Genomic DNA, 26,527 nt, shown 5'->3' on the forward strand with positions numbered 1-26,527 from the left:
ATTGGTGCTTTACAAAGCAGCAGCAGTTGCAGTAAAATTCCGCACCATTTTGAAATAAGCTGGCGTTGATGCCAGCGGCAAACCGAATTTATTAAAGGTGAGAGTTACATGCCGGTAATTAAAGTACGTGAAAACGAGCCGTTCGACGTAGCACTGCGTCGCTTCAAGCGTTCCTGCGAGAAAGCAGGTGTTCTGGCTGAAGTTCGTCGTCGTGAGTTCTATGAAAAACCGACTACCGAACGTAAGCGCGCTAAAGCGTCTGCAGTAAAACGCCACGCGAAGAAACTGGCTCGCGAAAACGCACGCCGTACTCGTCTGTACTAATCTATTGAGGGCGCACGCTCTCAATACAGACAGAGTAATAGTTGCAAGGCCGTGCTTCCGGAAGGAATGCGCGGCTTATTTTCGTTTATAAGTTGTTAAAAATTTGCGGGGCATATGGCTGGACGAATCCCACGTGTTTTTATCAATGACCTGCTGGCACGCACTGACATCGTTGACCTCATCGATGCCCGGGTAAAGCTGAAAAAGCAGGGCAAGAATTTTCACGCGTGCTGTCCGTTCCATAATGAAAAAACCCCCTCTTTCACCGTCAACGGTGAGAAACAGTTTTATCACTGCTTCGGCTGCGGCGCGCACGGCAACGCCATCGATTTTCTGATGAATTACGACAAACTTGAGTTTGTCGAAACCGTCGAAGAACTGGCTGCCATGCACAACCTTGAAGTGCCTTATGAAGCAGGCAGCGGGCCGACCCAGATTGAGCGCCATCAACGGCAAACGCTCTATCAGCTGTTGGACGGTCTGAACACGTTTTACCAGCAGTCGCTGACAAACCCCGCAGCTGCTCCTGCGCGCCAGTATCTGGAAAAGCGCGGTTTGAGCAGTGAAGTGATTAGCCGCTTTGCTATTGGTTACGCCCCGCCTGGTTGGGATAACGTCTTAAAGCGTTTTGGTGCCGAAAGTGAAAACCGTCAATCGTTGATTGATGCGGGCATGCTGGTCACTAACGATCAGGGGCGCAGCTACGATCGTTTCCGTGAAAGGGTGATGTTCCCCATTCGCGACAAACGTGGCCGGGTGATTGGATTTGGTGGTCGGGTACTCGGTGACGGGATGCCGAAATACCTCAACTCCCCGGAAACCGATATTTTCCATAAAGGCCGTCAGCTGTACGGGCTTTATGAAGCGCAGCAAACGCAAGCGGAACCTCAGCGGCTTCTCGTCGTCGAAGGATATATGGACGTGGTGGCGCTGGCGCAGTACGACATTAACTATGCCGTCGCGTCGCTTGGTACTTCCACAACCGCCGATCATATTCAGCTGCTGTTCCGGGTGACCAATAACGTCATCTGCTGCTACGACGGCGACCGCGCAGGCCGTGATGCCGCGTGGCGCGCGCTGGAAACCGCGCTACCGTATATGACCGACGGTCGCCAGCTGCGCTTTATGTTCCTGCCGGATGGCGAAGATCCGGATACGCTGGTGCGTAAAGAGGGCAAAGCAGCGTTTGAAGCGCGGATGGAGCAGGCACAGCCGCTCTCCACGTTTCTGTTTAACAGCCTGCTGCCGCAGGTAGATTTGAGCACCCCGGACGGGCGCGCTCAGCTCAGCACCCTGGCGCTGCCGTTAATCAGCCAGGTGCCCGGCGAAACCCTGCGTATTTATCTGCGCCAGGAGCTTGGCAACAAGTTAGGGATTCTGGATGACGCCCAACTTGAACGTTTAATGCCAAAACAGGCTGAAAATGGCGCGGTTCGCCCCGCTCCACAGCTAAAACGCACGACCATGCGTATACTGATAGGGTTACTGGTGCAAAACCCGGATCTGGCGCCTCAGGTTCCGCCTTTACAGGGGCTGAATCAGGAAAAAATGCCCGGACTTGGCTTATTTGCAGAACTGGTCAAGACTTGTCTGTCTCAGCCGGGTTTGACTACCGGGCAACTGCTGGAACAGTACCGCGGCACAAAAGAGGCCGCCACCCTTGAAAAACTGTCGATGTGGGACGATATAGCAGATAAGGATATTGCAGAAAAAACGTTCACCGACTCACTCAATCATATGTTTGATTCGATGCTTGAGCTGCGACAAGAAGAGTTGATAGCTCGCGATCGCACACACGGTTTAAGCAGCGAAGAACGCCGGGAACTCTGGACGATAAGTCAGGAACTGGCGAAAAAATGAATTTCACGGCTTAACTGCCGAATATCGCTCGGGAAGCCCCCGACAGCCGCGCTGAGGTGCTGCGGCAAAAATATAAATATGCCCTCGCTTTAAATGTTGGCGGATTCGCTGACCGACACCAACCTCATGAAATAAGTGTGGATACCGTCTTATGGAGCAAAACCCGCAGTCACAGCTGAAACTTCTTGTCCAACGTGGTAAGGAGCAAGGCTATCTGACCTATGCCGAGGTCAATGACCATCTGCCGGAAGATATCGTCGATTCAGATCAGATCGAAGACATCATCCAAATGATCAATGACATGGGTATTCAGGTGATGGAAGAAGCACCGGATGCCGATGATCTGTTGCTGGCTGAAACTTCCAACAACACCGACGAAGATGCGGAAGAAGCTGCTGCGCAGGTGCTGTCCAGCGTGGAATCTGAAATTGGGCGTACCACTGACCCAGTGCGCATGTACATGCGTGAAATGGGTACTGTTGAACTGCTGACCCGCGAAGGCGAAATTGACATCGCAAAACGCATCGAAGACGGGATCAACCAGGTACAGTGCTCTGTTGCTGAATATCCGGAAGCGATCACCTATCTGCTGGAGCAGTACGATCGCGTTGAAGCTGCCGAAGCTCGTCTGTCCGACCTTATCACCGGCTTTGTCGATCCTAACGCTGAAGAAGACATGGCGCCTACCGCGACCCACGTCGGCTCCGAGCTGTCTCAGGAAGAGATGGACGATGACGAAGACGAAGAAGAGGAAGAAGACGACGACAGCAGCGATGACGACAACAGCATCGACCCGGAACTGGCGCGTGAGAAGTTCGCTGAACTGCGCACCCAGTACGAAGTCACCCGCGACGTCATCAAAGCTAAGGGCCGCAGCCACGCCGCTTCTCAGGAAGAGATCCAGAAGCTCTCTGAAGTGTTCAAGCAGTTCCGCCTGGTGCCGAAACAGTTCGACTACCTGGTGAACAGCATGCGTACCATGATGGACCGCGTTCGTACTCAGGAACGTATCATCATGAAGCTGTGCGTTGAACAGTGCAAAATGCCGAAGAAAAACTTCATCACCCTGTTTACCGGCAACGAAACCAGCGATACCTGGTTCAACGCCGCAGTGGCGATGAACAAACCGTGGTCTGAAAAACTGCACGACGTGGCTGAAGATGTTCAGCGCGGCCTGCAGAAGCTGCAACAAATTGAAGAAGAGACCGGCCTGACCATCGAGCAGGTTAAAGACATCAACCGTCGTATGTCTATCGGTGAAGCGAAAGCCCGCCGTGCGAAGAAAGAGATGGTGGAAGCAAACTTACGTCTGGTTATTTCTATCGCCAAGAAATACACCAACCGCGGTCTGCAGTTCCTTGACCTGATTCAGGAAGGTAACATCGGCCTGATGAAGGCGGTTGATAAGTTTGAATACCGTCGCGGTTACAAGTTCTCGACTTACGCTACCTGGTGGATCCGTCAGGCAATCACCCGCTCTATCGCGGATCAGGCGCGCACCATCCGTATTCCGGTGCATATGATTGAGACCATCAACAAGCTCAACCGTATCTCCCGCCAGATGCTGCAGGAAATGGGCCGCGAGCCGACCCCGGAAGAGCTGGCTGAACGCATGCTGATGCCGGAAGACAAGATCCGTAAAGTGCTGAAGATTGCCAAAGAGCCTATCTCCATGGAAACGCCGATCGGCGACGATGAAGATTCGCATCTGGGTGATTTCATCGAGGATACCACCCTCGAGCTGCCGCTGGACTCTGCGACCACTGAGAGCCTGCGTGCCGCCACTCACGACGTGCTGGCTGGCCTCACCGCCCGTGAAGCGAAAGTTCTGCGTATGCGTTTCGGTATCGACATGAATACCGACCACACGCTGGAAGAAGTGGGTAAACAGTTTGACGTTACCCGTGAACGTATTCGTCAGATCGAAGCGAAGGCGCTGCGCAAACTGCGCCACCCGAGCCGCTCTGAAGTACTGCGTAGCTTCCTGGACGATTAATCGGCCATCGGAAAACAAAAAGCTCCCTGCGGGGAGCTTTTTTTATGTCTGTTACTTTCTCACTGTAGGAAAGGTCGGGTCAGGCCTACAGCCCACGCACCGCCAGCGCTTCGTCCAGTTCACGATATGCTTCCACCAGTTCATCGAGCGTCGCACGGTTCAGACCACTGGGATTCGGCAGCACCCACACCTGCGTTCCGCCGATAGTTGCCTGCTGCCTGCCCCACTTCGCGCCACGAACGCTGAAAGCCTGCTCATACGCCTGCTTACCCAGTATCGCCAGCGCCGCTGGCTGGTACTCTTCTATCTTCGCGATAAGCCCCCGACCGCCGCTGCGTAGCTCCTGCAACGCCACTTCACTCGCCTGCACCGTCGGGCGCTCGACCAGCATGGTAATACCGCAGCGCGTATCCAGCAGATGCAGCTCCTCTTCAGGCCTGAGCAACGTCTCGGTAAACCCCGCCTGATGGATAACCTTCCAGAAGCGATTCCCCGGATGCGCGAAGTGAAACCCGGTGTGCGCCGATGACTTCCCCGGATTGATACCGCAGAACACCACCCGCAGCCCAGGTGCCAGAATGTCGTGAATCATAGCGTCCCCGTTCAGCAAAATGAGATCTCAGTATAAAGGATTGAAAAGACATTGTTTATAAAAGCAGCATGCGCGTGCTTTACGCTGGAAAGCCTTCGGGAGTTACTTTATAATCCACCGCCACGGCCCCTTAGCTCAGTGGTTAGAGCAGGCGACTCATAATCGCTTGGTCGCTGGTTCAAGTCCAGCAGGGGCCACCAAATTTCAAGGACTTGCGTATAGTTTTAAGTCCTCTTGCTTTTCTAGGATACCCATAGGATACCGTAGCAAGGTATAACCGAGTATTCCTCAGTGTTCTACAGTTGGGTCGTAGCAGCCGTTCAACTGCAATTTAAGAAAGTGCTACGGGTTTGAGTGCCCCCTCATAGGCAACCTTCAGGAGTATTTCTATGGATACTGTCGAAAAGGGCTCAGACCTGCTGTCTAAACGTATCTGTGCTATGAGTGGTCTTATCTTGGCTCTAGCAAGTGTCGGGCTTCACGCCTATCTTGTTATTCCTGTAAGCATTGCTCTAGTTTTCATGCTGCGTAGATGATGGCGTAACAAGCCCGGCCTAACGAAAGTTAGGCCACCCTTCCTGTCCTTTCAAGTTAACCAATGTTCTGCAGAGGGAGTGCGATGGCTACACAATTTGAAAAACTCAAAAAAGAACTAGATGATTTAGATATCATGGGCCATCAGCTTTATTTCTCCATGGCTAAAGAGTGTGACCAACTCAATGAGAAAACCATAAAGAACATTCAAGGTGCTGGTTGGGAATTTGTTAATTTTCGTGACGAATATCAAAAGTGGTATACTAAGGCCTATCGAGTAATTTCCCAGATAATTCCTGAGCGTTTAGCCGAATTCGAAACAATTTACAAAGGCGATCCTAAGAGAAAAGATGTCACATACATGAACTATTCTGTAAGCGACTATCTGGTAGGACTACAGCAAACTAATGGCCTGGGAGAAGTTGTTCGTAGTCCTAAAGATGCAATTAGGAAAATGGAAATTCAATATAAAATACTATCATCAGCAAAAGAGCGTTTCAAAAGTACTTTGTTCGATATAAAAGATATTGTTCAAGCAGACATTTTTGATTCTGAATTAGAAACCGCTAAAGAACTGAATAAAAAAGGTTTTATTCGGGCCGCAGGTGCTGTAACTGGTGTGGTCTTAGAAAAACATCTGGCACATGTCTGTTCTCTTCACACATTAAAATCAAGAAAAGCACACCCTTCTATAGCTGAATTTAATCAGCTATTAAAAGATAATGATATTATCGATACTCCAGCATGGAGATTCATTCAACATTTAGGTGATATCCGTAATCTCTGTGATCATGGAAAGGAAAGAGAACCAACAAAAGAAGAAGTATACGAACTTATAACTGGAGTTGATAAGATAACAAAAACAGTTTTCTGAGTTATTGCTCCCGACTTAAACCATATGGTCAAAATACGACCATATGGTTTAAGCAGTTAGCTAATTGCGTTCGATATTTTTACGGAGGATTGCCGGTAACTTGATAGTACCTTTTTCATGTGCTGACACCACACGGAAAAAATAGCCGCATCGGTTCCAGGCCATTTGAACAGATAGGCGATAAGTACATCATCCATCAGCTTATCCTGCTGATCCCAGTCAACAATGAACTGCCGGAAAAGCCCGTATGCCTTCTCTGGATCTGAGTTCTTCCAGAACTCTACCGCAACTTCAAATTTTGGAACCGTGAACGTGACCAGCACCGGAAACGGCTCATCTTCTGTAGGGATCATAACCTCGCGTACGAAGGTTTCCCCCTCCGGCCACATCAGAGGCTGCTCTTTCACATCTTATCCTCCACGTAAATACCAGCTGAAATGATGGCGCCACCAATGCGGCGCTTACCGTAAGCCAGCGGTACCGGGTAGCCCTGCGATGCTGTATTAGTCACTCCGCCGAATGCATAAGAGGCGCGATTGTCAGAATCCTGTTTACTGGAGATACCCGCAGGCTGTGGTGACAACATCTGAATAACTCCACCAGCCATAAGAGCCCCACCAGCCTGCATCATGTACGGGCCCCATGCACTGCCACCCCACGCCTGACCGACTGTTGCCCCCAGGGCGCCTACGACGACCAGAACGGCACCTAAAATTGTCTGTAGCATTCCGGCACGCTTACTGCCGATGATGACCGGCACAACCCGGATGACATTCGCATTTAGAGGAAAATCCAGGTCATCCTCAGAGATGTTCCTGTTACCCACAAAGACGGCGAACGTCTGCCCGCGGGCTCTACCGGTATTCATATATTTTTCAAACCCCGGCACCGTAGCAGACAAGGCACGGAACACTTCCCGGGGCGTACGGATAAGGCGCTGGTGATCACGACCAAAAAACTTAGCGAGAGAACCACTCAGTTTAATCGTCGCCATGAATTCTTCGTGTTGCATGTCGTTTCCTCTAAAATTTCTCACTGATGGCCACCGCTGGCCAGCCTTCTTCGCTGTCTGAACTCTCTACCTTTCTGGCCATCTCGTCGCGGAGATCGTCAATAATCACCTGAACGCGAGAAACCGCTGCTGGTGTCAGCGCACAGTCCCTTTCCAGAATATCCGGCAGGGTTTCCAGCACCATAACGACCGCTTTTGCCAGCGTCGCATATTCCCGCGCCACCTCATCAATGGGGAGCAGTTGCCTTTCGGCTTCCTCAAACTTGAGGCGCTCATTCTCCGACTGGTACCAGGCTTTCCTGTCATGCGGCGACATCTCACCGTTTTCCTTCATCGATGGCGTCAGCAGCTCCTGCAGCGCCGGACCCAGCTCGTACAGTTTCAGGTTTTCCCCGTTCCCGCCGACCAGCTCCAGTTCACGCAACCGCCGCGCCACCAGATTACGATTCATGTCCACCAGTTCCGCCAGCTGGGAGACGTTAACCCGCGTCCTGCTCAGCTCCATTCTTCACCTCTGCTGCACGGTCACTTTTGCAGCAAAAGCAACCTGTATCGTTATAAATCAATGCATTAACACGCCGCTGCTGCACGCATAAAATACGAAAAACGAGCCGTTTCCCGCGAGTCCGCCGCCTCGTGGCAGGCTCCCCCGCAGGGAGTACCTTTTGAAAAAGGACGGCCTCAGCCGCCCGGACCAGCATCAGGCCGCACCGCTCGACTTAACCATGCCGCGATAGTCCAGCGCAGCCACGCCAGCATCGATGCGCACCTTCCATGCGATACCGTCCACCGTAAAGCCCTCCTGCTGCTCGAGATAAGGCACGTCCATTCCGTCCAGATACGCCACCTCGATAGTGTCCATCCCTTTCGCTGCGGTTACGTACCATTCCTTGTTGTTGGCCCTGTCCAGACGTGGCTCAACCACCACCTGCGCCATATCCTTCACCACGTTGATAATGCCGGGGTTCTGGTTCAGCGTGCCGCCCTGGTCTACAGGGAACAGGGAAGATGATGACAGCACAGCACGGTTTGCCAGCCCTTCCAGCGCCGCCGGAACGAGAATGTAGGCAGGAATGACGTTGATAGGGTCGCCGTTCGCATCCTGCTGCAGGCGCATAGCCTTACGGGCCTCATTGAGTCCGTCGGTGTCCATCCCTTTAGCGATGAGGTTTTTATGGTCGGCGTGGAACAGCGCTTTGCCGTCGGTAAACTTGCTGTTTTTCGTCAGGTTCAGATAGACCAGATTGCCTACGGTACGCGCGGCAGCGCGCCCCATTGCCTGCGGGATGGTTGTCAGCTGGCTTAAGTCATCATTGATGATGGCCTGACGGGTGATAGAGAAGATATTGCCGTACGTCGCTAAGGCGATAGGTACGCCGCTGTCACTGGTTGTGACGTACTTGTACTCAGCCCCCTCCGGCACCTTACCCAGCTCAGAGAAGCCATTCAGCCCGACGCGCTTTGCCTCGTGGAAGTTGGAAAGTGATCCGCTTTTCGTCCACTGCTGGAACGTCTCCCCGCTGTTCTGCCAGCCGGTGAGCACCGACTTTTCAGCACCACCAGCCAGGATATGCGAAAAATCGCTGCTGCTGTGGGTGAACGCCAGATTCACTATCTGCGAACGGTTACCAAAACCGACCACGCTGATACCGCGATCCACTAGCGAGGCCTGCGCCATTTCAAACAGGCTCATCATGGTGTAGGGGTTACCACTTTCGGCACGCTCATGACCCAGACGGGCATAAAGCCCCTGGCGGATAGCGTCGCCGGTGATATTGCCGTTACCTGAGTAGATGTGCGCAGTGGGGGTTTTATTCGATGGCGTAGCGCCCTTACCCAGCACCGTCAGCAGCATGTCTTTCGCTTTTTCAGGCGTGCAGTCCACATCCTCCAGGCACTGCATTTTGAGCGAGTCATGCTTGCCGCCGAACATGGCAAACAGATCCTTAATCCCGTTGATACGGTTTTGCTCCGGAGCCGCGTTGCTGGTGGAGCCTTTCGGGCTGGTGATCATCCCTTTAATTTCTTTTGGCATATGCTCAAAATCCTCAATTCGTTTCGATTCAATACGGGCCATCGCACTGACAGCCGGTAACAGCTCATCGGCAAAACCCTGTGTCACACATTCGCGCCCGTCCATCCAGGTTTCATCCTCCAGCATGGCCGCCAGCGATTCGGCTGATTTACCCGTTTTGCGGGAATAGGCCGGAATAAGTACGCTTTCCACCTTATCCAGCAGTTCGGCGTAGTCGCGCATATCGTTGGCGTTACCGCCTGAAATGCCCCACGGCTTGTGAATCATCATGAGCGCGTTTTCTGGCATAACTATGCGGTCACCGGCCATCGCAATGACTGACGCCATAGAGGCGGCCAGACCGTCGATCTGCACCGTAACTTTTGCCGGGTGTTTGTTCAGAAGGTTGTAGATAGCGATGCCGTCGAAAACATCGCCACCGGGTGAATGAATGTGCAGGCTGATATGTGAGATATCGCCCAGGGCTTTCAGGTCTTCGGAGAACTGCTGCGCCGTAATACCCCAGCCACCGATCTCTTCGTAAATGCTGATATTTGCGCTGGCGCCATCGCTGGCCGCTTTAATGGTGTACCAGCCTTTCATTTTTCGCCCTCCGTAACAGCAAAGCCATTTTCATCAAGCCATGCGTTTACGGCGTGCCGTACTACCTGTGCCACTCCAGGTAACGGCTGCCCGGGGTTAACTTGCTGGTGGTCGTTACGGTACTGCTTGAGGCGTAAAACGGTTTGTGCATCCAGATGAACGGAACCGCCTTTAATCTCGCCCATGTTTAAATCGTTAATGTCACTCATGGTGTCCTCTACTGTATAAGTAAACAGATATGATGATTGATCACCAAAAGTGGTAAGTAAATATATTTTTATCAGAAAAACAGATTGATTGTTTTCAGGTATAAAAAAAACCGAGGGATCCCCGGTTTCGATTTGCGTACACAAGCATTCCACTGCAACTCAATCCGCGCACCTCGCGCACTTTATGTCGCACTTTTTACCCGCGCACTTAGGTGCGCAAATCACTACCAGTGCGCACCTCTAAAACTCAGTAACGGCGCGGGTTTCGGGTCTGTTTTGCAAATTCGCGCACTTTTCGGGTGTTTAATACACAGAAAGTGCGCGAATCGTTAATTTCGCGCACCTCGCGCACTTACTGTCGCACTTTTCACCCAGAAATAAGCGTAACCTCTCCTGAATCATCCACAGTGATTAAACCGCCATTAATGAGCTTGTTAAGCCAGCGCCGGAAGCCTTTACGGCCATTTTCTCCGGTAGCCGCAATAACATCATCACGGAGAACGGCATAATTACATGGCTCTCCCCTCGCTTTACGGCTGCGAATAAACTGATAGATCATCTCGTGGTTGCCGGTCAGGTTTTTTACTTCCGCCAGTTCAGGATCCACATCTTTTGCATCGCGCGGTACATCACGAACCACCAGCGACGAAACCATTTCACCATCGCGATCGGTAAACAGCTCTACCGTTCGTAAATCAAAGGCCGCTTGCTTTGGCTCCTCGGCGTCTTTCATCTTTGTGCAGGTCAGAACGATAGCGCCGCCATCACCCTCCCGCCTTACGCTAAATTCAGCATCCAGTGCCGCACGGAACGCGCTGGATCCGCGAGCGCCTTTGGTATCGTCCTTCCCTGAGTGGTGGACCACCAGCAGCGTCGAGCGTGTCGCCTGTTTGATATGGTCGCACCCTTCAATAAATGCCCCCATATCCTTCGCATCGTTCTCATCGTTACCACCGAAACAACGCGCCAGCGTGTCCAGAATAATAAGGCGAACGGGCTGGCCTGTTTTTCTCTCCACGTCACGGGCGGCGTTAATCACCTGGCTGATATCCTCAGAGCGAACCGGAAACACAGGGCGGTTAACCAGGTACAGGTTATCCAGCTTAATCCCGTGCAGCTTCTCCCACGCCTTGATGCGCCGGGGAACGCCAATCCCCCCCTCACCAACCACGTACAGCACAGAGCCAGCAGAAACCGACTTGCTCGCCCACTTCATCCCGGCGGCAACGTGGCACGCCCACGACACCGCCAGAAAGCTCTTGTAGGATCCGCTGGGCCCGTAAATGCTGCTAAGGCTTTGCGCCGGGAGATAGCTTTTCAGCGTGAAATCCTGCTCAACGTCGAACCCGTCAGAGCCAACACTCAGCGGCAGCGTGTGCACGTACTGGCTGTTCTCCTCGATGTTTTCCCGCAGACGATCGAGATAATCGCCCCATTCCTCTGGCTCGTGCTCCGCGCTGCGGTACATCCTTGCCTCTACCACACCAGCAGCAGCCAGACGAATAGCCACATCATTAATTTGCTGTTCGGTAATCTCCCCGGCCAGGAGGACGCGCGCACGATATCGGCCATCATCCACCACGCGGATATTTTGCAGCTGCGCCAGCTCGCCACGCCCCAGGTAGATCGGCGGCGTTGTATCTCCCGCTTTTTTACCCTCGCTCTCGCTCCAGTGTTTTGCATGTGCGTATGCATCAGCGCCAGCAAAAATAATCGCTTCGGTGTATTTGTCTTTCGGCAGCGCCTTAACGTTCGGTGCGTTTTTCATTTCAGTCCCTTGTCCCATCCGTCACATCCAAGACTCAGCGGCAGAGAAGAACGCAGAGCAGCTATTTTTTTTCGGCCATTTTCTTTAGCGGCCGCCTGGCTTTTTTCTGTCTCTTCCGGCAAAAAAATAAAATCATTACGAAAACGATATTCAGAACAGATGCATTCACGGGGATACCCATCACGCACATACGTAATGCGGCTTTCCGTGACACTAGTGACCATAATTTTTTCACCGAAGGAGTCTTTCCAGCTACTGTTAAGCTCGATTTTTGGTTGAGCGCGGCCCTCAGGCAGGGCCTGATTTAATTTTTTAACCATGGTCTTATTCCTTATCGGTGCCGGATAAACCGTGCGTTTTTACCGACAGGCGAATGACCCTTACAAATTCTTCTTTGACGGTCATCAGGACGCCGATCTCGTAATCTGCTGGTAAATCGGAATTATGCATGACGCACCTCCGTTGGTATGTCTTCCGCGCAGTAAGGATCGCTACCCAGAATGCTCCACAGAGTGCGGCTTTCAGAATCCATAAACGACACTGAAAGCGGGCTTTCGGTTCGGATTTTGGCGGCAAAGGTTAAGTCCCAGCCGCAGAACGCTGCCCGGGCGGTATCTTCCGTGTCGGCAACGGTGCGCAGAACTATTGGTGTACAGGTGTGGCCGCGGGGTGTACCAAGGAAAAGCCAGGTGAATTTTTGCTGGTGGATTGAGTCCCACCCTTGCGGGTGTGTGGTATGATTTTTCATAGCTGCCTCGTTACTGGTTTAACGTGGTGGTCAGACGCCCTGGCACTGTTCCCGCAGTCCGGGGCGTTGTCTTTATAGGCCTACACGTGTTAGTGTATATGCCTATTTGAGACAACGATAAACCTATAGGCATATGCATGTCAATATCAAGAGATAAGCAACCGAAGGGTGGGGGAAAGTCACCAATGCTCCCAATCCGCATTCCAGCTGAATTACGCAAACAATTTGATGAACTGGCTTTAGAGGAAAAAACCAGTACCAGTAATTGGCTAAAGGAACTCGGGAGATCGGAACTCCGTAAGCGTGGCATCGAGCCAAAAGGCTGATTTTGACCACCAGCAGCAAGGCTGATAATCTGATCGCGCTTCAGTAAGACGTTGTGACTCTGGCGGCCCGACATGGCCGCCTTTGTTTTATGTGCCATATCCAGCTCCTATGCCGTTTGAGTTCTGCGAGTGGAGTCCAGATAAGCATCCAGATCAGCCTTGAAGTAAATGACCTTGCGGCCCACTTTATGAAATGGAATTTTTACCTTTCCGGTATGCGCCCAGTTCGCCAGCGTTTGGGGGTTAACGCCAAGATGGTCAGCGGCTTCACTGCGAGTGAGTTTTTTTGAATTACTGGTTACAGCTAAATGCATAAGTAGCTCCGTGTATTGCTGGTTAACAACGGGAGCTACTCTAATTTTTTGATTTTTTTCCAATAAGATGAGAAGCAAATATTCAGAATGGCGAGTTACTTATGGGGATGGGTATCTGCTATCCCCTCCCCATTTGGTAATCCAACGCTATGCGTACTGGCTGGGAATAACCAAATCAGAAATTAAGTATTTTTTTGGTTTTGGTGGCAACAATTTTTCTTTCTTGATCCAGCTATCCAGGGTTCCTTCATCTACTCGCCCCTCATAGCGAATCATTAATTTTGCAATTATTTTCTTTTTTGACAATGCTGGATTTTTCTTCCAGGTGGCTTTCATAATTGCCAAAATTTCATCGCTTAAATGATGGCGATAACCTGAAGCTGCGTCGCTTCTGTTCTTTTTGATTGCGCCATCGATAATGTTATTAATATAGATATCGCTGAAAGTTGTACTGCGGATAACTTTTTCAGTAAAAGTTCCAAGATCCCTCGCTAGATCCGTATAACCAAGGACTGTCAGAACATTTACAGCTCTAGTCAAGGTCTCTTCATCAGGAGAAACCCTCCTGCTCTTATAAACCAGCTCTGCTACTGCAAGCTGATCAGCAATCCACTTTTTCTCACTGATAGTTTTTTTATCTACCAACTTTTCAGTGGAATTAACATGCTCCGATGCCCGCTCAGATGAAAAATCATCGAACATTTTTCTAAAGGCAATCATTTTTGCCACATGCTTATTATCAACTCTTTTCAAATAACTCATTTTTCAACCTGCCTGTTATCGTGATTTAGCATGTCAAAAATAACTCTCCGCTTCTGCTCATCGGTCAGAGACTCCATAGCGGCGAGTAACTGAGCATCTAGTCTGCTTTTACTCTCCACTAGGCCAGCATATTCAAGAACAGCCCGTTCTATCCTGGTTGCTGGCTCAAGTAGCTCGTCAGCACCGAAATGAAGATAGCCCTGCGTTACATCGGCACTTCGCATCGTTTTGTGGTTCATCAGTCGCTTGAGGATATAACTACCGACGCCCACCAGCTCAGCGACTGTACCGAACGTGCGGCGGGCATCGTGCCACTTAAAAGGGATAGGTTGGAGCATATCAGGATTGGGGTCAGGGACAGTGGCGGCACTGATACGATCGATTACATGGCGATATTCTTTAATGATTCCTTTAGCTCCTGGAAACACTAAAACCTCGTTTCCGGTTTTCAGTTTCAGCCGGCGACGAAACAAATTCAGTAGTGTTTCAGTGATCGGTAGCTCCAGCGGATCGCCGTTCTTAGTGATATCTATCCAGAAATAGCGACCGCCAATATTCACCCGTTCCCAGATTAATTCGAATATTTCTGATTTACGTAGCCCGGTGAACATCGACATTTCTACAGCGTCACATATTGCAGCCGCTAAGTCGTCTCGTCCTTCTTCAGCCTTATCACGAACCACAGCAACGGCATTTAACCATCGAGCAAAGTCATGGGTGCGGATGCGCTCTGTCTTTCTGACCGTGCCATGCCACTGACGTTTTGTGCTCAGCACCAGTGTTGGCGGGTCAGGTAACAGCGTTATCCCTTCTTCATTACGATAATGATCATGCGCGAAACGGTAAACAGCACGTAGTGCTCTGGCCCACAGGTCAGCCTGGGATTTACTACCGGTTCCTACCCCAGCACGGAGCGTTTCCTTATCAGCGCCAAACCAAACTGAGCCATCAGTTACTGCTTTGTGACGATGCTCAACACGTTCACGCGAAATGGTAGCGAGGGATTGTTTCATCCAGTCGCCAGAGTAATTTTGTAAGATAGCGCGATATTGCTTTTCGGTTGTGGGTTTCAAGCGGTGGCCACGGTTCTTAATATAGGCATCCAGTGCATCGGCAAGTGTAACAGATGCCCTCTCATTGACTCGCTTTTCCACATTAGGGTTTCTCCCGGTGGTAGCTACGTCACCCAGCATTTCGAGTGCCTTTGCCCTGGCATTATCAATAGTAAGATCCGGAAAACGGCCCAGCGTGGCGCGGATGAATTTTCCATTTCGCTTACGTGAGATACAGAAGCTTTTCACACCACTGGTGCCAATACGGATGCGCAGGCCATTAACGATTGTATCGCCGTACTCAACTTGGCCACGCTCGGCAGGAGGCAAGCTTTCGAGCTTAGTTTTCGTAAATTTGAATGTTTCCACAAACACTCCACACCAAGCGATTAGGGTATCCTGTACATCGCTTGTTTTTCTCTAGGATACCTATAGGATACCTCAAAGGAGTATTTTAGAGTATTTCTGGTTATTTATACAGTACCTGGATATCACTTAACTAACTGAAAATTATAAATAAGTATTTTAAAGTAAGAAGTTTCATTCTAACTCATAATCGCTTGGTCGCTGGTTCAAGTCCAGCAGGGGCCACCAAACAAAACAAGGAGTTAGATGAGAAATCGTCTGACTCCTTTTTCGTTTTATACGAATCGGGTCAGGTAATGGGTCAGGTAAGGAATTAGCCTCTACCGTCTTCATCTCTCTGCCAACATCCCCGGATAGTGCTTCGCCACGATATCATTCATCTTTTCTGTCAGGTCAGGACGCTTAAAAATGATGTGCGCAGTCCCTTTCAGGAAGTAACGAATACTGAAGAAATCATCTTCGTAAGCATCCTTCGACGGGGAGCAGGTCACTGCTAAGTTCTTCGGCCAGATTGAGCAAACCTGTTTTGTGTTTAATGAGGGGATTGGTAGTATGAAGCATGAGAGTCACCTCGTGTTTTGTATAAGGATTCGACACCCATATCAAATCGGTAACTCTCAACCTTTAAAGGTCATATGTCAGATCAAGCCGTGACTAATATATATCTGGGGAACCGAGCTGTACCCAGGTCACGGGTGTTTTATATTTCCAGCACTCGATATTAAGAGGACTGCTTTTTTTGAGCAACTCTATTCAAAACCGCACCTAATCGTTTTATTCCATACACTTCGGCCGTATCGAGCTCGGGGTGTAATAAATTGAACAGCAGAATGTCACGATCTTCATTCGACCGGTTAAACGCATTATGTAAAAAGCTGTGATCAAAAAATAATGTCTCGCCTTCTTGCCAGCTCCGGGTTTCTCCGGCGACGGTGAGCCCGCATTCATCAGGAATATTAATCCCAAAATGACCGGTAATCTGCATATTGGTCCAGTCATAATGTTCAGGGAGATAAGCACCAGCTTTCAGTCGCATGAAGGTGACTTCCCCACGCCATGGGAAAAGGTCATTTTCAAACTCTTTAATAATTTGTTTTGTCTGCGGAAAATAGCCTGCTTTATCGCTAAATATTCCACGACTCCACAGAGTAATAGATGTCCAGTCATTTTCATTTAGATTTTTGAAAAGCCCCTGCGAGGCGTAACCTGAAAGATGTTCGACGGCGGAGTTGAACTCTGCCTTAATAATTTGATAGTTTTTTGCCAACAGGTGTGAAATTTTCCGTGTCTGATGGAACGCTCCCTCGTCAATCCATGGCCCATTATTTAAACCGGGATAAAAAAGTAATCTTGGTTTTTGCGTAGGGTGTTTAGATGGTATTTTATCCTCACCTAATAGGTTTGAAAAAAATGAATCCAGTCGCTTTGTTGTACCAGGACCATATTTTTCACTAGCCTGGCGAGAAATCTCGCCCAGCTCATCCTTTAGAGGCTGATAAGATGGTGTCATACTCACTATTGTGGCTCCTGCTCATCTACCGGAAAGACATAAGAATTTAATACATGGTCCTGCCACATACCGTTAATTTTTAGATAAGAGCGGGCAAAGCCTTCTTGCACAAATCCCAGTTTTGCCAACGTATTTTTACTGCGTTGATTATCAGCCAAATGATTTGCCATAATACGATGTAGACCATACTGTTGATGGACATAGTCTATGGAAAACGACAAAACCTCATGCATTAATCCTTTCCCTTCGTGGTTCTTATCCAAAGAGAAACCCAGATAGCCGGCTTGAAAAACACCATAAATAAAATTTGTGAAGTTAACACTGCCGATAATTTCCGCCGAATCCTTCAGTGTGAATACTAGCAGCAAACATTTTTTTGCCTCATAGTCTACCCAGGATGCAGAAATACGCTGTCTAATACTGCTTTCGTAAAAATAATCTTCTGAACGCAAAGGCTCGAAGGGGGCAAATTTTTCTTTGTTTTTTATTAGGAAGGCTTGCATTGTCTGAGAAAAACTCTCCGTCAGACAGTACACATCCGTTCTTTCTGTAGAAAACAGTTTTATCTTTTGGTCTTTCATAATGTTACTCCAAACGCACTCAGTTAGTCTGCTGTATTTCTGATGTTTGAGGTTCAGTCAGTGGCGTGATTTTAATATATAGTGCCATGCCTCCCCCTAATAAAGCTAAAAATAGTATCTCCAGCAGCACATTTTGTGCAGGTTCAGTTCCAACGCCAATGAACGTTAAATAAATGGAATATGCACCGTAGAGTACAATCACCGTGCTCATCACGAGACTAAGTGAAAATGCCCTTATTTCCTCGGGAAGGCGGGCCAGTAAATTACTGATGGCCACATCTTGACCTATGGTAACGGCCGCGCGGAAAAATAATACATACAAAATAAGGGCGAAAATGCCATTCCAATGAAGATATAACTCGTAGCATAGCGCTGAGAGTAGTGAAAGGCTGGAAAATGATATAATAATCATATTTCGGTCGGAAAAGCGTGCGGCGACATGCGGTACAATAACACCCTTAACATAGTGAGCAGCATCGAATGAAGCGATAAAAATGAACAGAGGGATGAGATAAACCACCTGAATATTCATGATGTTATATTCTCTAAATTCGGCCACCATCAAGTACGTATGAACGTGTACCATGGAGAAGTTTAAGAAAATAATAACTAAAGAAAGTTTTAGCAATACAAATAGCTGCTCCCGAGACATCGTTTTAAGATGATGAGTAAAGTTTTTAAGGGTGTTTTTACTCTTTACTAACGTTACTGTTTCGGCAGTAATGTTGGCATGCATTTCATTTCTTTCCGGATAGTTCCACAGCCAGAAGCTTAAGCAAATAAACATGGCTGCTGGAATGAATAGCATGATCTCAGCATGGCCGACGGTACGATACATAATCAGTAAGATCAGCAAAAATAGAATAGGTACAACCGAAACAATTTCCTTTCCATAACGTTGTGACAGCAGCAATGCTTTGGTTCGCATGCCGCTGGCCTCATTATTCTTGATGATTTGAAAGTCGATCATGTCTTGCAGCATTGCTTGATATGCGCCTGAAATCAAACACATCCCAATTGCGCTGATAAATGAACTGAAAATCAGCATGGTAATTTGCAAGCTAACTTCGCTTGATGATGCTAAAGAAAAATAGAGAGCAATCAATGCAATGGCAGTAAATAGACACCCGAGAGAGACACTTTTGAAATGTCCCAACCTGTCAGCGAGTAAACCTGATGGGATCTCTAATAATATAGAGGAATAGAATGCAATTGAAACGCGTAAAGAAACCGCGGAACCGAACATACCACCAAGAGCGCCAACCAATAAATGACTGATCTGATTTGAGGTCGATTGCATTGCACGAAAGGTGCTGTCTAGATAACCTATTTTTTTCAACCAAACACTTTTTTTCATTTCCTAGCTCTCACATCGTGCCAAATAAAATTGAGTAAAATAATGTATGGCTAACTTTGCATCCTCTTTTTTAGGATGCAGTGCCTCATCTTTAAATAATTTAATCAGTTGATTGCCCTCAATACCCGCGGAATGTGAACACACAATATCAACGATTCTATCGATATAACGATCATACCAGCTAATCGCGCGAACCTGAGACAAGATCTTGCGAGCGTCTACCCTCGACAGTAGCCCTGACTGTGTCAAAAAACAAATAAGGCGATCGATATGAACATAGGAAAGTGTGATTTCGTCATAGCTGCCCGCGTGATAACGCACGGCTACATCGGTATCAGAACGATAGTAACCCAGCAAATAGCCTTGAAATATTTGTCCTATTCCTACCATGCCATTGTTATAGCAATCCGCCGCGCGCAATGCGCCCATACTAGAGCTGCCTAATAAAATGCCACCGGCCTGCAAAAACTCCAGACATTCCACTACGGTTATCGACATCGTGGAGCCAAACAGCCCGTCAATGATTAATACGGGTTGGCCAGAGCCCTTTAATGCATTCAAATCGCCGGCCTGGATCGGTGGCCGAATTTCAAACAGCGAATCGTTCTGTGGATTCGACAGGGAAGGGCCAACAAATACGGCGGGTTTGTGTTTGCGAGAAAACAGCATGGTTAAGCATCTCTCTCTGGATTGACGTGGCGATCAAACATACCGGGTACAATGGCTTTAACCGTGTGGAAAGGCGTATCGCGAAGCGACAGATCCACGATATAAATTCGTTCTTTTCCTTGAGCGGTTAGCATACTGACAAGATGCTGAGTAGCACACTGTAATGTCGCTGGCGATGTTTCCTGCAACGGTAGGCTGAAACTTGGGTAATGCTTGCGAAACAGGTCGCGCAGCGTACTGAACCTGGACTGGTTGGAGAACGTCTGTGAAGCATACTTGTGCTTTTGGCGGCTCAAATCTTCACGAGATGCTTGCAGGCTGACGACCAAACCCTGAACCGCTTCTAATAATGCGGCATCAAGTGCTTCTGATTCGGTGAAACCTGCTGCAGATCCCGCGATCATAAACTTCGGCCCCATGCTGACAGGATCGTACAATGCGACATAAAAAACAGGGAGTGGGCCGTGAATACGCAGGGCAAAACTTTCGTAGCCTTTGTCGTTCAGACTGTGCCACAGTGCCCGTGTTGCTGGATGAACGATGCTGTTTAAATCGACCATGTCGGCGCAAATACTGGATAAACAGTGTTGATAAAAATGCGAAGTTATATTCCGTTCAATGGTCTCCATCATTGCAAAGCAAATAGCTTCTTCTTTGCTTCCTCCCGTCGCCAGTCCTGACGTATGCGCGCGAACATTGGTCAGCTTTGCATCCGGTTTATGGTAAGGAAATTGCACTTCAATCGCGGGGATGCGTATGGGCTTACCCGTATGCAATTCTTGTCCGTTCATCCAAAAAGTGATTTCACCGTCGGGTTTAAAGCCCAACTGAGCCACTAGCGCAGAATCCTCCTGATCGGCCGTTCGCGGGTAAATAGCATCATCACACCAGCATGCACAGTGCCTTTCATAGGCTTCCATCAAGGCGCTGCAGGTAGCAGATACCAGGCTGCGTCCTTTACCTTGTGTTGAGGAAACCTGGCCTTCTTTCAGCGTCGTTCGCACGGCATTTACCACGCTGATGCCAGGAAGATCGATAAATTCACCCACAGAGGCTAATCGTGAGATCCCCAAAAGACGCTGTAAGGGAAGCGCCAGCGTAAGAGCCTCTTTCGATGAATAACGGCGCAATCCTGAGTTAGCTAACTTTTGCATGCCCGTTTCCGCTGGAAAAATCATGGGCGATGTTCAAGAATTTCAAACGAACATAATGCGCTAATTGCTGTTTAAGACCCTGACTCAGGCCGGAATAATACTGCTGCGCTTCCGCCAGTTGGTGGAACGAAACAAGCTGCGCTATGGCTTGGTACAGCGGTGTACTGATGTACTGAGCGTGGCCTTGATACTCGTGAATCAACTGATGCCGGTGTTCGTTTTTTTCCAGTACGCTTTGTAACTTGCAGCCGGGACTCAGGCGCAACAAACCGGGGAGATGATCGTCACGGAACGAACTGAGGCGTAGTTCGACGATATAGTCGTCAAAAACTACCGCATCAATATGCGTGGAAAGCAGCATCTCAATTGCCTGTTGTGGCTGTTCAACAATCGGCTGGCCGCGAACGTTAAAAGAAGTGTTCAGCAAAATAGGGAAGTCAGATAACGCCGCAAATGCATTGAGTAGCGCATGGATTTCAGCATTGTCACTGGCAGAGACGGTTTGTACTCGCGCAGAGCCATCAACATGAGTGATGGCTGCCAGTTGTTTGCGGTATTCCTCCCTGACCGGCAAAACCTCGAGCATATATTTATGCTCTCCTTCACCTTCAAAATAGCGGTTGAGATGTTCCGCTGCGACCATCGGCGCGAACGGGCGGAAATCTTCCCGAAATTTGACCCACTTGTTAATAAATTTCCAGGTATCCATAGAGCATGGGCTGGCCAACAATGAGCGAGCCCCTAACGCTCTTGGGCCAAATTCAGAGCCTTTCTTGCAAGAGAAATATCCGATGATTTGCCCCGCATGCAATCGTGCGGCCAGGCTTTGAACATCAATAGGAGAAACCTGTATCCGGTCGGCAAAACGATTGAGCGTTAATCCGACCTGGTGATAGCTGTAAATTTTGCCCAGGTAGTCGTGGTTGAATGCGTTACTGAGTATTTTGCCATGCCGTTTGTAATACGCGGCGGTGGCGGCGCCGATTGAGATACCAGCGTCATGTTGTGCGGGGAACAAATAGAAATCTTTGAGTTTAAACTGCTGCCGAACTTTGTGATTAACGACGGAGTTCAAGGCGACGCCGCCGGTCATCACCAGCGGTTCACTGTTATCCAGACCGTAATGTTCAAGTCGGGAGAAAACGCCTTTTTCCAGCACCATCTGCACCGAGGCTGCCAGATCGGCATAATCCATTGGGTTGTTTTTTTTCTCGGTGAATTTTTGTTTCCAGTTATAGCCGAACGAAATGCCTTGCGGGCTTTCAATTGCTATCTCGTCCGCAAATTTAGGTGAACCATATGGCGCCAACCCCATTAATTTTCCAGAGGCGTGCCATGAATTAAACACCAACTGGCTCACTGCAGCGTAGGCTTCTCCCAAAGAGCAGCTGCCGCTTCTGACGTTGAACGATGGGCTATATTCCCGGTGGCGTAACGTGTAATTATCTTCAGTGAAAACGTAGTGTGAAACCACGTGCAATTCTGGCCTTTTTCCCTCAAGCCCAGTATTTAAATAACGGGCAAACTCGGTGCCAGATAACAGTAAATCATCGTGGCCGACGACGGTACCACCGGATCCATCAATCACGACGACGTTTCCCTCTCTGAAACGGGAGCCTGACCAGGCCGCGAAGGCGTGACATAAATGGTGGCTGGCGACGACGATATTGTCGGAATAGGGGTCAAACAACCGGAAGTCGGCACTGCAAACAGGCTGATTCAGCCCTATATATTCCGGGGTAGCGGATTGAATGTTATAGGCAAAGCAATTTACATCATCCCGTGTCAGGCCAGCGGCCTCAAGGCAATAATCCACCGCCAGCGTGCTGTCGAGAACGCTGCGGCCGTCACGTTTGACGCGGGTTAATCTTTCTAACTGAATGCCATAGCGGATTTTGCCGTTGATCATTAAGCAGGCGGAGGCATCGTGACTGGCAGAAATACCCACAATAATGTCATCACCAGGCGCGACCAGAGGCTCCAGTTGGGTAATATCGGCGGTAAAAATTGCCTGGCCTGCCAGGGTTAACCGATCAATCCTGCCGTCGACGTGTAATGTCATGTTGGTTACGCCTGATACAAGGTGCTCTCGTGCGACCAGCAACGTGCCTCGTGATCCCAAAATAGACTGGTCATTCAACAGCATACTCAGCTGTGCTTCTCGGACTATTTTTCCCTGGTAAGATGCCACCACCGCGATCTGTGTCCCCGCAATGGACGATTGCGCGGTCAGTTGAATTTCTGCCTGTTTTGCTCGGGGGATGTTGACTATCCGGCTTTGCAGAGGGTAAGCCAACAGCGGCGCATGATCAAAAAGATAAAAATCCTGATAGCGCCGAGCCAGGCACAGCATAGCGCTATGTAAAGCCAGCCTATCGTTTGGTAGTTGCTGTTGATGCAATTGTTGATGCAGCGAAGATGCGAGGCCTGCAAGATACACCACTGCGGCTGACGTGCCTTTGGTGATTGTTTTTTGCCGCGATACATCTTGAGTTGGATAATCGAATTCCTCGACCAGGAATTCAACATTACCATGGCCTAACGGAGGGATTCCGGGAATATCACCATTGGATTGCAGGAGTGCAACACCAATGGTTTCTGATGATGAACCCGGGAAGCGTTGCCGTCCGATATCATGCCCCGCGGAGGCTAAAATATAAGGTTCGGGGACGCCATCAGGATATTTTGATAATGCAGTATGCAAACCAATATTGTGTTCATTTTCTGCTACGGAATAGGCGTGCGCTTCAATAGGGCAGGCACCAAACTCATGCAGAATACGTTCTCTCAGTGCACCATAACCTTGATTGAAGGCGTCTTTATAGCTGGCTGAAATTACATTGCTCAGGCTAAAGCCGGTGCCAATACCGGTAAAGGGCTCTGCTGCTAACAGACCTGAAATCTTGACCGTATGCTCATGCAATAGCGTCCAGTCTGCCACATCCTTTAGCCGTACTATTTGGTTTTCTACCGCGCTATCAATTAAGAGAATATTTGTGCCATTGTTTTTCATACGTTGCCTTACCAACCTAACGGGTCGCTTGATCAAAAGAAGGGACAAAGTTCATCCGTTGGCAGGATTCTTCTATATTACGCAAGTCCGTGGTGATGACTTCTGGCGTGATACCTACGCCGAGTTCATACGTCACCGCCTTTAGATTAGGGCAGTCAACTAACGCGCGCTCCAGCAGCGGGAAAACCTCGGCAACAATCTTTTCTGAATGGGTATCCCGATAGCGCCATTGGTGCGTAGGGTGAACGCTGCCGCCTGCTATATGTATTTCATTTACGGCATGGCACGGTAACGTTGCCAACACCTTTTCAGGAGGCAAATCGTAATAGATGGCGTAGGAAAATACGTGGCTGATATCCAACACTACGTTACAGCCTGTCGCGTCGACCAGGCGATGGAAAAATTCGCCTAGCGGCATGTCACCTGCCGCAATACTGAATGAGGGAATTTCTGCCGAGAAAGGGATACTGGAAACATCTTGAATACGTTTTACGCCGTCAATGGCCATGGTCAATACGGGTTCACACAGTACTGGGGCTGCAAAATAGGGCAGATTATAGGGACCAATATTCCAGATGCCGATATCTTCCAGGCACCAGGCAGCCTGTAACACTTCACTGATAGCATTCTGTTTTTTCAGTACGCCAGACCGTAACCCCTCAATACCGGCAGGCTCCATACCAGAGAAATGATGGATCATCGCATATTGTGAAAACGTTTGACGGAAGGTATGCGCAACGTCTTCATCAGGAATAGCAACGACGGATAAATGGCTAATTCCATTGGGGGCCAGCTGTAATAAGTCATGCAATTTATGACCGTAACTATGGGTATAATCAATACCTAAACCGACGCGTGCAGTCATGCCGCCTCCCGACAAGAAAGCGCCACTTTTCCATTTTCATTATGGAAACGTACGCAGGTGGGTTTGTTGACAAAACCGAGACCGTCTAGATTGGATACGTTATTCAGGTTAGCCAAAGGTAAATACCAATCGCTGCCGATTTCTTCCGTTAGTGCGTTTGCCTGGCGTTTGCTCACTGATGAATGCCATGGTGAATTTTCCAAACCAGTTGAAATACCAGAATAAATTCCATCCAGCATGAAAATAAACTTTTTTTCATCGCTAAGGGCAGAATGATGGAAAACGAAATAACAAAAGCTCTCAACGAGAGTGCGGCTATTCCAGTTCCAGAAACTATCTGATTCACAGTATTTAATCACTAAATCGAGAAACTCTTCCTTCGTGAAAAAACGAGGTGCAAAATGCATATCGGAATAAAGCACCGTTCGCAAATTTCTCCGCCGCGCCGCGCGCTCGATCTTAAGGCGTTCGCTGTCCATGGTTTTATTAAGGAATTGATATTCTTCCTCGGCACCAAGCATTCGGTAGTTGTCGCTGTAGAGCAGCGACACATAAACCTTTTGTAAAAGTTTAGCGTCCATTCATCCTCCGGAAATAGCAACTTCGACCGTAATTCGATCACCCGTGGTTAATACAGGATTACTTTCCACAGACATGACATCATTTATGAACAAAGTAATATAAGGTTTTACCTGGCAAATGCCGTTTCGCTCTATAGCAATCAGTTGAAAAGTGTCAGGTGTATTTTCTCTTATTTCTTTCAACGCACCGTCAAGATTTTTGGCATTCACTTTCATATGGTGAACGGTGCCTATTGATTCAGGTAGATAGACATTGATCATGACTGTCCTCTTACTTTTTCATTGATAGCAACATGGGCAATCGTGTCGCTTTTTCGTCATTAATAAGTGATGTTGATTATTAAGCATGTCTACTTTTAACAACTTTCCGTCCAAAGTTTCACCGATGCCCAATATAATCTTTATGGCTTCATTTGCCTGGTACAGACCTAGAATGCCAGGTATCACGCCTAGTACGCCATTTTCCGAACAGGACGGGGCGAGTGCCGCAGGAGGTGCTTCAGGATAAACGCATCTGTAACATGGTGAAGTATGGTTGGTACGCGTTAATACATGACCGGAAAAACGGAAAACGGCGGCAGAAACTAACGGTTTCTGCGCGAATACTGCTGCATCATTGATTGTGTAGCGGGCATTAAAATTATCTGTGCAGTCAATAATAATGTCATACCCCGCGACTAGCGTGGAAATGTTATCGGCATTGACGGCCGTATCATAGGTTTTGATTTTTATATCAGAGTTTAAAGCCTGAAGGGTGCTGAGCGCAGAGTCTATTTTTTTTCTTTTTAATGTGGCTTCATTATGAATAACCTGACGCTGTAGGTTGCCAAGATCAACAATATCGTGATCGACAACACCTATTTCACCGACACCTGCTGCTGCCAAATATAATAAACAAGAAGAACCCAACCCGCCCGCGCCAATAACTAACACCCTAGCCTGCATGATTTTTATCTGCCCTTCACTACCGATATCTGTTAAAGACAGGTGACGGGCATAACGGGATTTTTCTTTCTCATTAAGAATCTTGGGATATACGATTGTTTCGCCCTGAGCTTTCCAGGCTTCAAAGCCGCCGTCAAGCGAATATACCTGTGAGTAGCCCAGCGTTGTCAAACTCAATGAGGCATATTTTGAACGTAATCCACTGGCACAGAATAGCAAAATAGGTTGTTCTGAGGATACTTCCCGTTTTTTTAATTCTATTTCTAAAAAGCTTCGCCCAATGGTTAATGCACCGGGAATGGTACCATTAGAATACTCATGACTTTCCCGAACATCAATCAATAGAGGGGGGTTAAAAGTTTTTAACTCATCTACCGTGATGCTTTTGACACTGTCTATTCCACCAGTATTATTAAACATAAAACACACCGTATTGCACAATGATAATTTAAAATGCATTGATTTTCATAGTGGAGTTATATGGAAGTGTGGCCGCAT

28 protein-coding genes, 1 tRNA gene and 1 pseudogene are annotated in these 26,527 nt (G+C 48.6%); 6 read left to right on the plus strand and 24 right to left on the minus strand.

Annotated elements, in window-relative coordinates:
• Nucleotides 1-108 precede the first annotated feature (108 nt).
• The 3 genes from rpsU (at nucleotide 109) to rpoD (ending at nucleotide 4,180) form a co-directional block, all read left to right on the plus strand.
• Complete coding sequence (gene rpsU, locus C7387_RS13830) at nucleotides 109-324, plus strand: 30S ribosomal protein S21 (protein ID WP_001144069.1); 216 nt, start codon at nucleotides 109-111, stop codon at nucleotides 322-324.
• Between the two features lie 114 nt (nucleotides 325-438).
• Nucleotides 439-2,184, plus strand: coding sequence for a DNA primase (gene dnaG / locus C7387_RS13835; RefSeq protein WP_006818248.1), 1,746 nt, complete (start codon nucleotides 439-441; stop codon nucleotides 2,182-2,184).
• Between the two features lie 151 nt (nucleotides 2,185-2,335).
• Nucleotides 2,336-4,180 carry an RNA polymerase sigma factor RpoD gene (gene rpoD / locus C7387_RS13840; protein WP_006818247.1) on the plus strand — a complete coding sequence of 615 codons (1,845 nt, stop codon included), beginning with the start codon at nucleotides 2,336-2,338 and terminating at the stop codon, nucleotides 4,178-4,180.
• An 85-nt stretch (nucleotides 4,181-4,265) separates the two neighbouring features.
• On the opposite strand, the gene mug is transcribed toward rpoD, so the two are convergent.
• Nucleotides 4,266-4,772: a G/U mismatch-specific DNA glycosylase gene (gene mug, locus C7387_RS13845; RefSeq protein WP_006818246.1), complete on the minus strand. Its 507-nt coding sequence runs from the start codon at nucleotides 4,770-4,772 to the stop codon at nucleotides 4,266-4,268.
• Nucleotides 4,773-4,896: 124 nt separating this feature from the next.
• Between mug and C7387_RS13850 the strand changes: the two genes are divergently transcribed.
• From C7387_RS13850 to C7387_RS13855, 3 genes are all read left to right on the plus strand, one after another.
• Nucleotides 4,897-4,972 (plus strand) — tRNA-Ile (locus tag C7387_RS13850).
• A 189-nt stretch (nucleotides 4,973-5,161) separates the two neighbouring features.
• Entirely contained in the window at nucleotides 5,162-5,308 is a 147-nt protein-coding gene (locus C7387_RS23020; protein ID WP_166791146.1) for a hypothetical protein, read from the plus strand.
• A gap of 83 nt (nucleotides 5,309-5,391) precedes the next feature.
• Nucleotides 5,392-6,180, plus strand: a complete 789-nt coding sequence (locus tag C7387_RS13855) for a hypothetical protein (protein WP_120816896.1) — start codon at nucleotides 5,392-5,394, stop codon at nucleotides 6,178-6,180.
• 56 nt (nucleotides 6,181-6,236) lie between these two features.
• Here C7387_RS13855 and C7387_RS13860 read toward each other — a convergent pair whose 3' ends face one another.
• The 23 genes and pseudogenes from C7387_RS13860 to moeB form a co-directional block, all read right to left on the minus strand.
• Nucleotides 6,237-6,587 carry a hypothetical protein gene (locus tag C7387_RS13860; protein ID WP_244922378.1) on the minus strand — a complete coding sequence of 117 codons (351 nt, stop codon included), beginning with the start codon at nucleotides 6,585-6,587 and terminating at the stop codon, nucleotides 6,237-6,239.
• Nucleotides 6,584-7,192, minus strand: coding sequence for a tail assembly protein (locus C7387_RS13865; protein ID WP_120816897.1), 609 nt, complete (start codon nucleotides 7,190-7,192; stop codon nucleotides 6,584-6,586). Before C7387_RS13865 ends, C7387_RS13860 begins: the two co-directional genes overlap by 4 nt.
• A gap of 10 nt (nucleotides 7,193-7,202) precedes the next feature.
• Complete coding sequence (locus C7387_RS13870) at nucleotides 7,203-7,697, minus strand: DUF1441 family protein (RefSeq protein WP_120816898.1); 495 nt, start codon at nucleotides 7,695-7,697, stop codon at nucleotides 7,203-7,205.
• 195 nt (nucleotides 7,698-7,892) lie between these two features.
• Nucleotides 7,893-9,809, minus strand: coding sequence for a ClpP-like prohead protease/major capsid protein fusion protein (locus C7387_RS13875; protein WP_120816899.1), 1,917 nt, complete (start codon nucleotides 9,807-9,809; stop codon nucleotides 7,893-7,895).
• On the minus strand, nucleotides 9,806-10,018 hold the full coding sequence (locus tag C7387_RS13880) for a hypothetical protein (RefSeq protein WP_120816900.1): 213 nt from the start codon (nucleotides 10,016-10,018) through the stop codon (nucleotides 9,806-9,808). The genes C7387_RS13875 and C7387_RS13880 overlap by 4 nt, the downstream gene beginning before the upstream one ends.
• A 367-nt stretch (nucleotides 10,019-10,385) precedes the next feature.
• Nucleotides 10,386-11,786, minus strand: a complete 1,401-nt coding sequence (locus tag C7387_RS13885; RefSeq protein WP_120816901.1) for a helicase RepA family protein — start codon at nucleotides 11,784-11,786, stop codon at nucleotides 10,386-10,388.
• Entirely contained in the window at nucleotides 11,783-12,106 is a 324-nt protein-coding gene (locus C7387_RS13890) for a DUF4222 domain-containing protein (RefSeq protein ID WP_120816902.1), read from the minus strand. The genes C7387_RS13885 and C7387_RS13890 overlap by 4 nt, the downstream gene beginning before the upstream one ends.
• 4 nt (nucleotides 12,107-12,110) lie before the next feature.
• Nucleotides 12,111-12,236 (minus strand): hypothetical protein, encoded by a 126-nt coding sequence (locus tag C7387_RS23265; protein ID WP_276329988.1) that lies wholly within the window; start codon nucleotides 12,234-12,236, stop codon nucleotides 12,111-12,113.
• Nucleotides 12,229-12,534 carry a host cell division inhibitor Icd-like protein gene (locus C7387_RS13895; RefSeq protein WP_120816903.1) on the minus strand — a complete coding sequence of 102 codons (306 nt, stop codon included), beginning with the start codon at nucleotides 12,532-12,534 and terminating at the stop codon, nucleotides 12,229-12,231. Before C7387_RS13895 ends, C7387_RS23265 begins: the two co-directional genes overlap by 8 nt.
• Nucleotides 12,535-12,967: 433 nt before the next feature.
• Nucleotides 12,968-13,174 (minus strand): helix-turn-helix domain-containing protein, encoded by a 207-nt coding sequence (locus C7387_RS13905; RefSeq protein WP_120816905.1) that lies wholly within the window; start codon nucleotides 13,172-13,174, stop codon nucleotides 12,968-12,970.
• 147 nt (nucleotides 13,175-13,321) lie between these two features.
• Nucleotides 13,322-13,936 (minus strand): hypothetical protein, encoded by a 615-nt coding sequence (locus C7387_RS13910; RefSeq protein ID WP_120816906.1) that lies wholly within the window; start codon nucleotides 13,934-13,936, stop codon nucleotides 13,322-13,324.
• The gene (locus C7387_RS13915; protein ID WP_120816907.1) at nucleotides 13,933-15,357 is read right to left on the minus strand and encodes an integrase family protein; all 1,425 of its coding nucleotides are present in this window, start codon (nucleotides 15,355-15,357) and stop codon (nucleotides 13,933-13,935) included. Before C7387_RS13915 ends, C7387_RS13910 begins: the two co-directional genes overlap by 4 nt.
• Nucleotides 15,358-15,683: 326 nt before the next feature.
• Nucleotides 15,684-15,836: pseudogene (locus tag C7387_RS13920) on the minus strand (DUF4942 domain-containing protein); the annotation flags it as partial.
• Nucleotides 15,837-16,075: 239 nt separating this feature from the next.
• The gene (locus C7387_RS13925) at nucleotides 16,076-16,864 is read right to left on the minus strand and encodes an aspartyl/asparaginyl beta-hydroxylase domain-containing protein (RefSeq protein WP_244922381.1); all 789 of its coding nucleotides are present in this window, start codon (nucleotides 16,862-16,864) and stop codon (nucleotides 16,076-16,078) included.
• Nucleotides 16,865-16,869: 5 nt separating this feature from the next.
• The gene (locus tag C7387_RS13930) at nucleotides 16,870-17,445 is read right to left on the minus strand and encodes a GNAT family N-acetyltransferase (protein ID WP_120816909.1); all 576 of its coding nucleotides are present in this window, start codon (nucleotides 17,443-17,445) and stop codon (nucleotides 16,870-16,872) included.
• A gap of 19 nt (nucleotides 17,446-17,464) precedes the next feature.
• Nucleotides 17,465-18,802 (minus strand): MFS transporter, encoded by a 1,338-nt coding sequence (locus C7387_RS13935; protein ID WP_120816910.1) that lies wholly within the window; start codon nucleotides 18,800-18,802, stop codon nucleotides 17,465-17,467.
• 3 nt (nucleotides 18,803-18,805) lie between these two features.
• Complete coding sequence (locus C7387_RS13940; RefSeq protein ID WP_120816911.1) at nucleotides 18,806-19,471, minus strand: TfuA-like protein; 666 nt, start codon at nucleotides 19,469-19,471, stop codon at nucleotides 18,806-18,808.
• A gap of 2 nt (nucleotides 19,472-19,473) precedes the next feature.
• Nucleotides 19,474-20,625, minus strand: a complete 1,152-nt coding sequence (locus C7387_RS13945) for a YcaO-like family protein (RefSeq protein WP_158592523.1) — start codon at nucleotides 20,623-20,625, stop codon at nucleotides 19,474-19,476.
• A complete protein-coding gene (locus C7387_RS13950; protein WP_120816913.1) occupies nucleotides 20,609-23,638 on the minus strand; it encodes a carbamoyltransferase C-terminal domain-containing protein in 3,030 nt (1,009 codons plus the stop codon). Before C7387_RS13950 ends, C7387_RS13945 begins: the two co-directional genes overlap by 17 nt.
• A 16-nt stretch (nucleotides 23,639-23,654) precedes the next feature.
• Nucleotides 23,655-24,503, minus strand: a complete 849-nt coding sequence (locus C7387_RS13955) for a multinuclear nonheme iron-dependent oxidase (protein ID WP_120816914.1) — start codon at nucleotides 24,501-24,503, stop codon at nucleotides 23,655-23,657.
• Entirely contained in the window at nucleotides 24,500-25,084 is a 585-nt protein-coding gene (locus C7387_RS13960; protein WP_120816915.1) for a hypothetical protein, read from the minus strand. Before C7387_RS13960 ends, C7387_RS13955 begins: the two co-directional genes overlap by 4 nt.
• Nucleotides 25,085-25,345 (minus strand): hypothetical protein, encoded by a 261-nt coding sequence (locus C7387_RS13965; protein ID WP_120816916.1) that lies wholly within the window; start codon nucleotides 25,343-25,345, stop codon nucleotides 25,085-25,087.
• A gap of 18 nt (nucleotides 25,346-25,363) precedes the next feature.
• Nucleotides 25,364-26,449, minus strand: a complete 1,086-nt coding sequence (moeB, locus tag C7387_RS13970) for a molybdopterin-synthase adenylyltransferase MoeB (RefSeq protein ID WP_158592524.1) — start codon at nucleotides 26,447-26,449, stop codon at nucleotides 25,364-25,366.
• Nucleotides 26,450-26,527 lie beyond the last annotated feature (78 nt).

The sequence above is a fragment of the Yokenella regensburgei genome (genome assembly GCF_003634235.1).
GTDB lineage: Bacteria > Pseudomonadota > Gammaproteobacteria > Enterobacterales > Enterobacteriaceae > Yokenella > Yokenella regensburgei.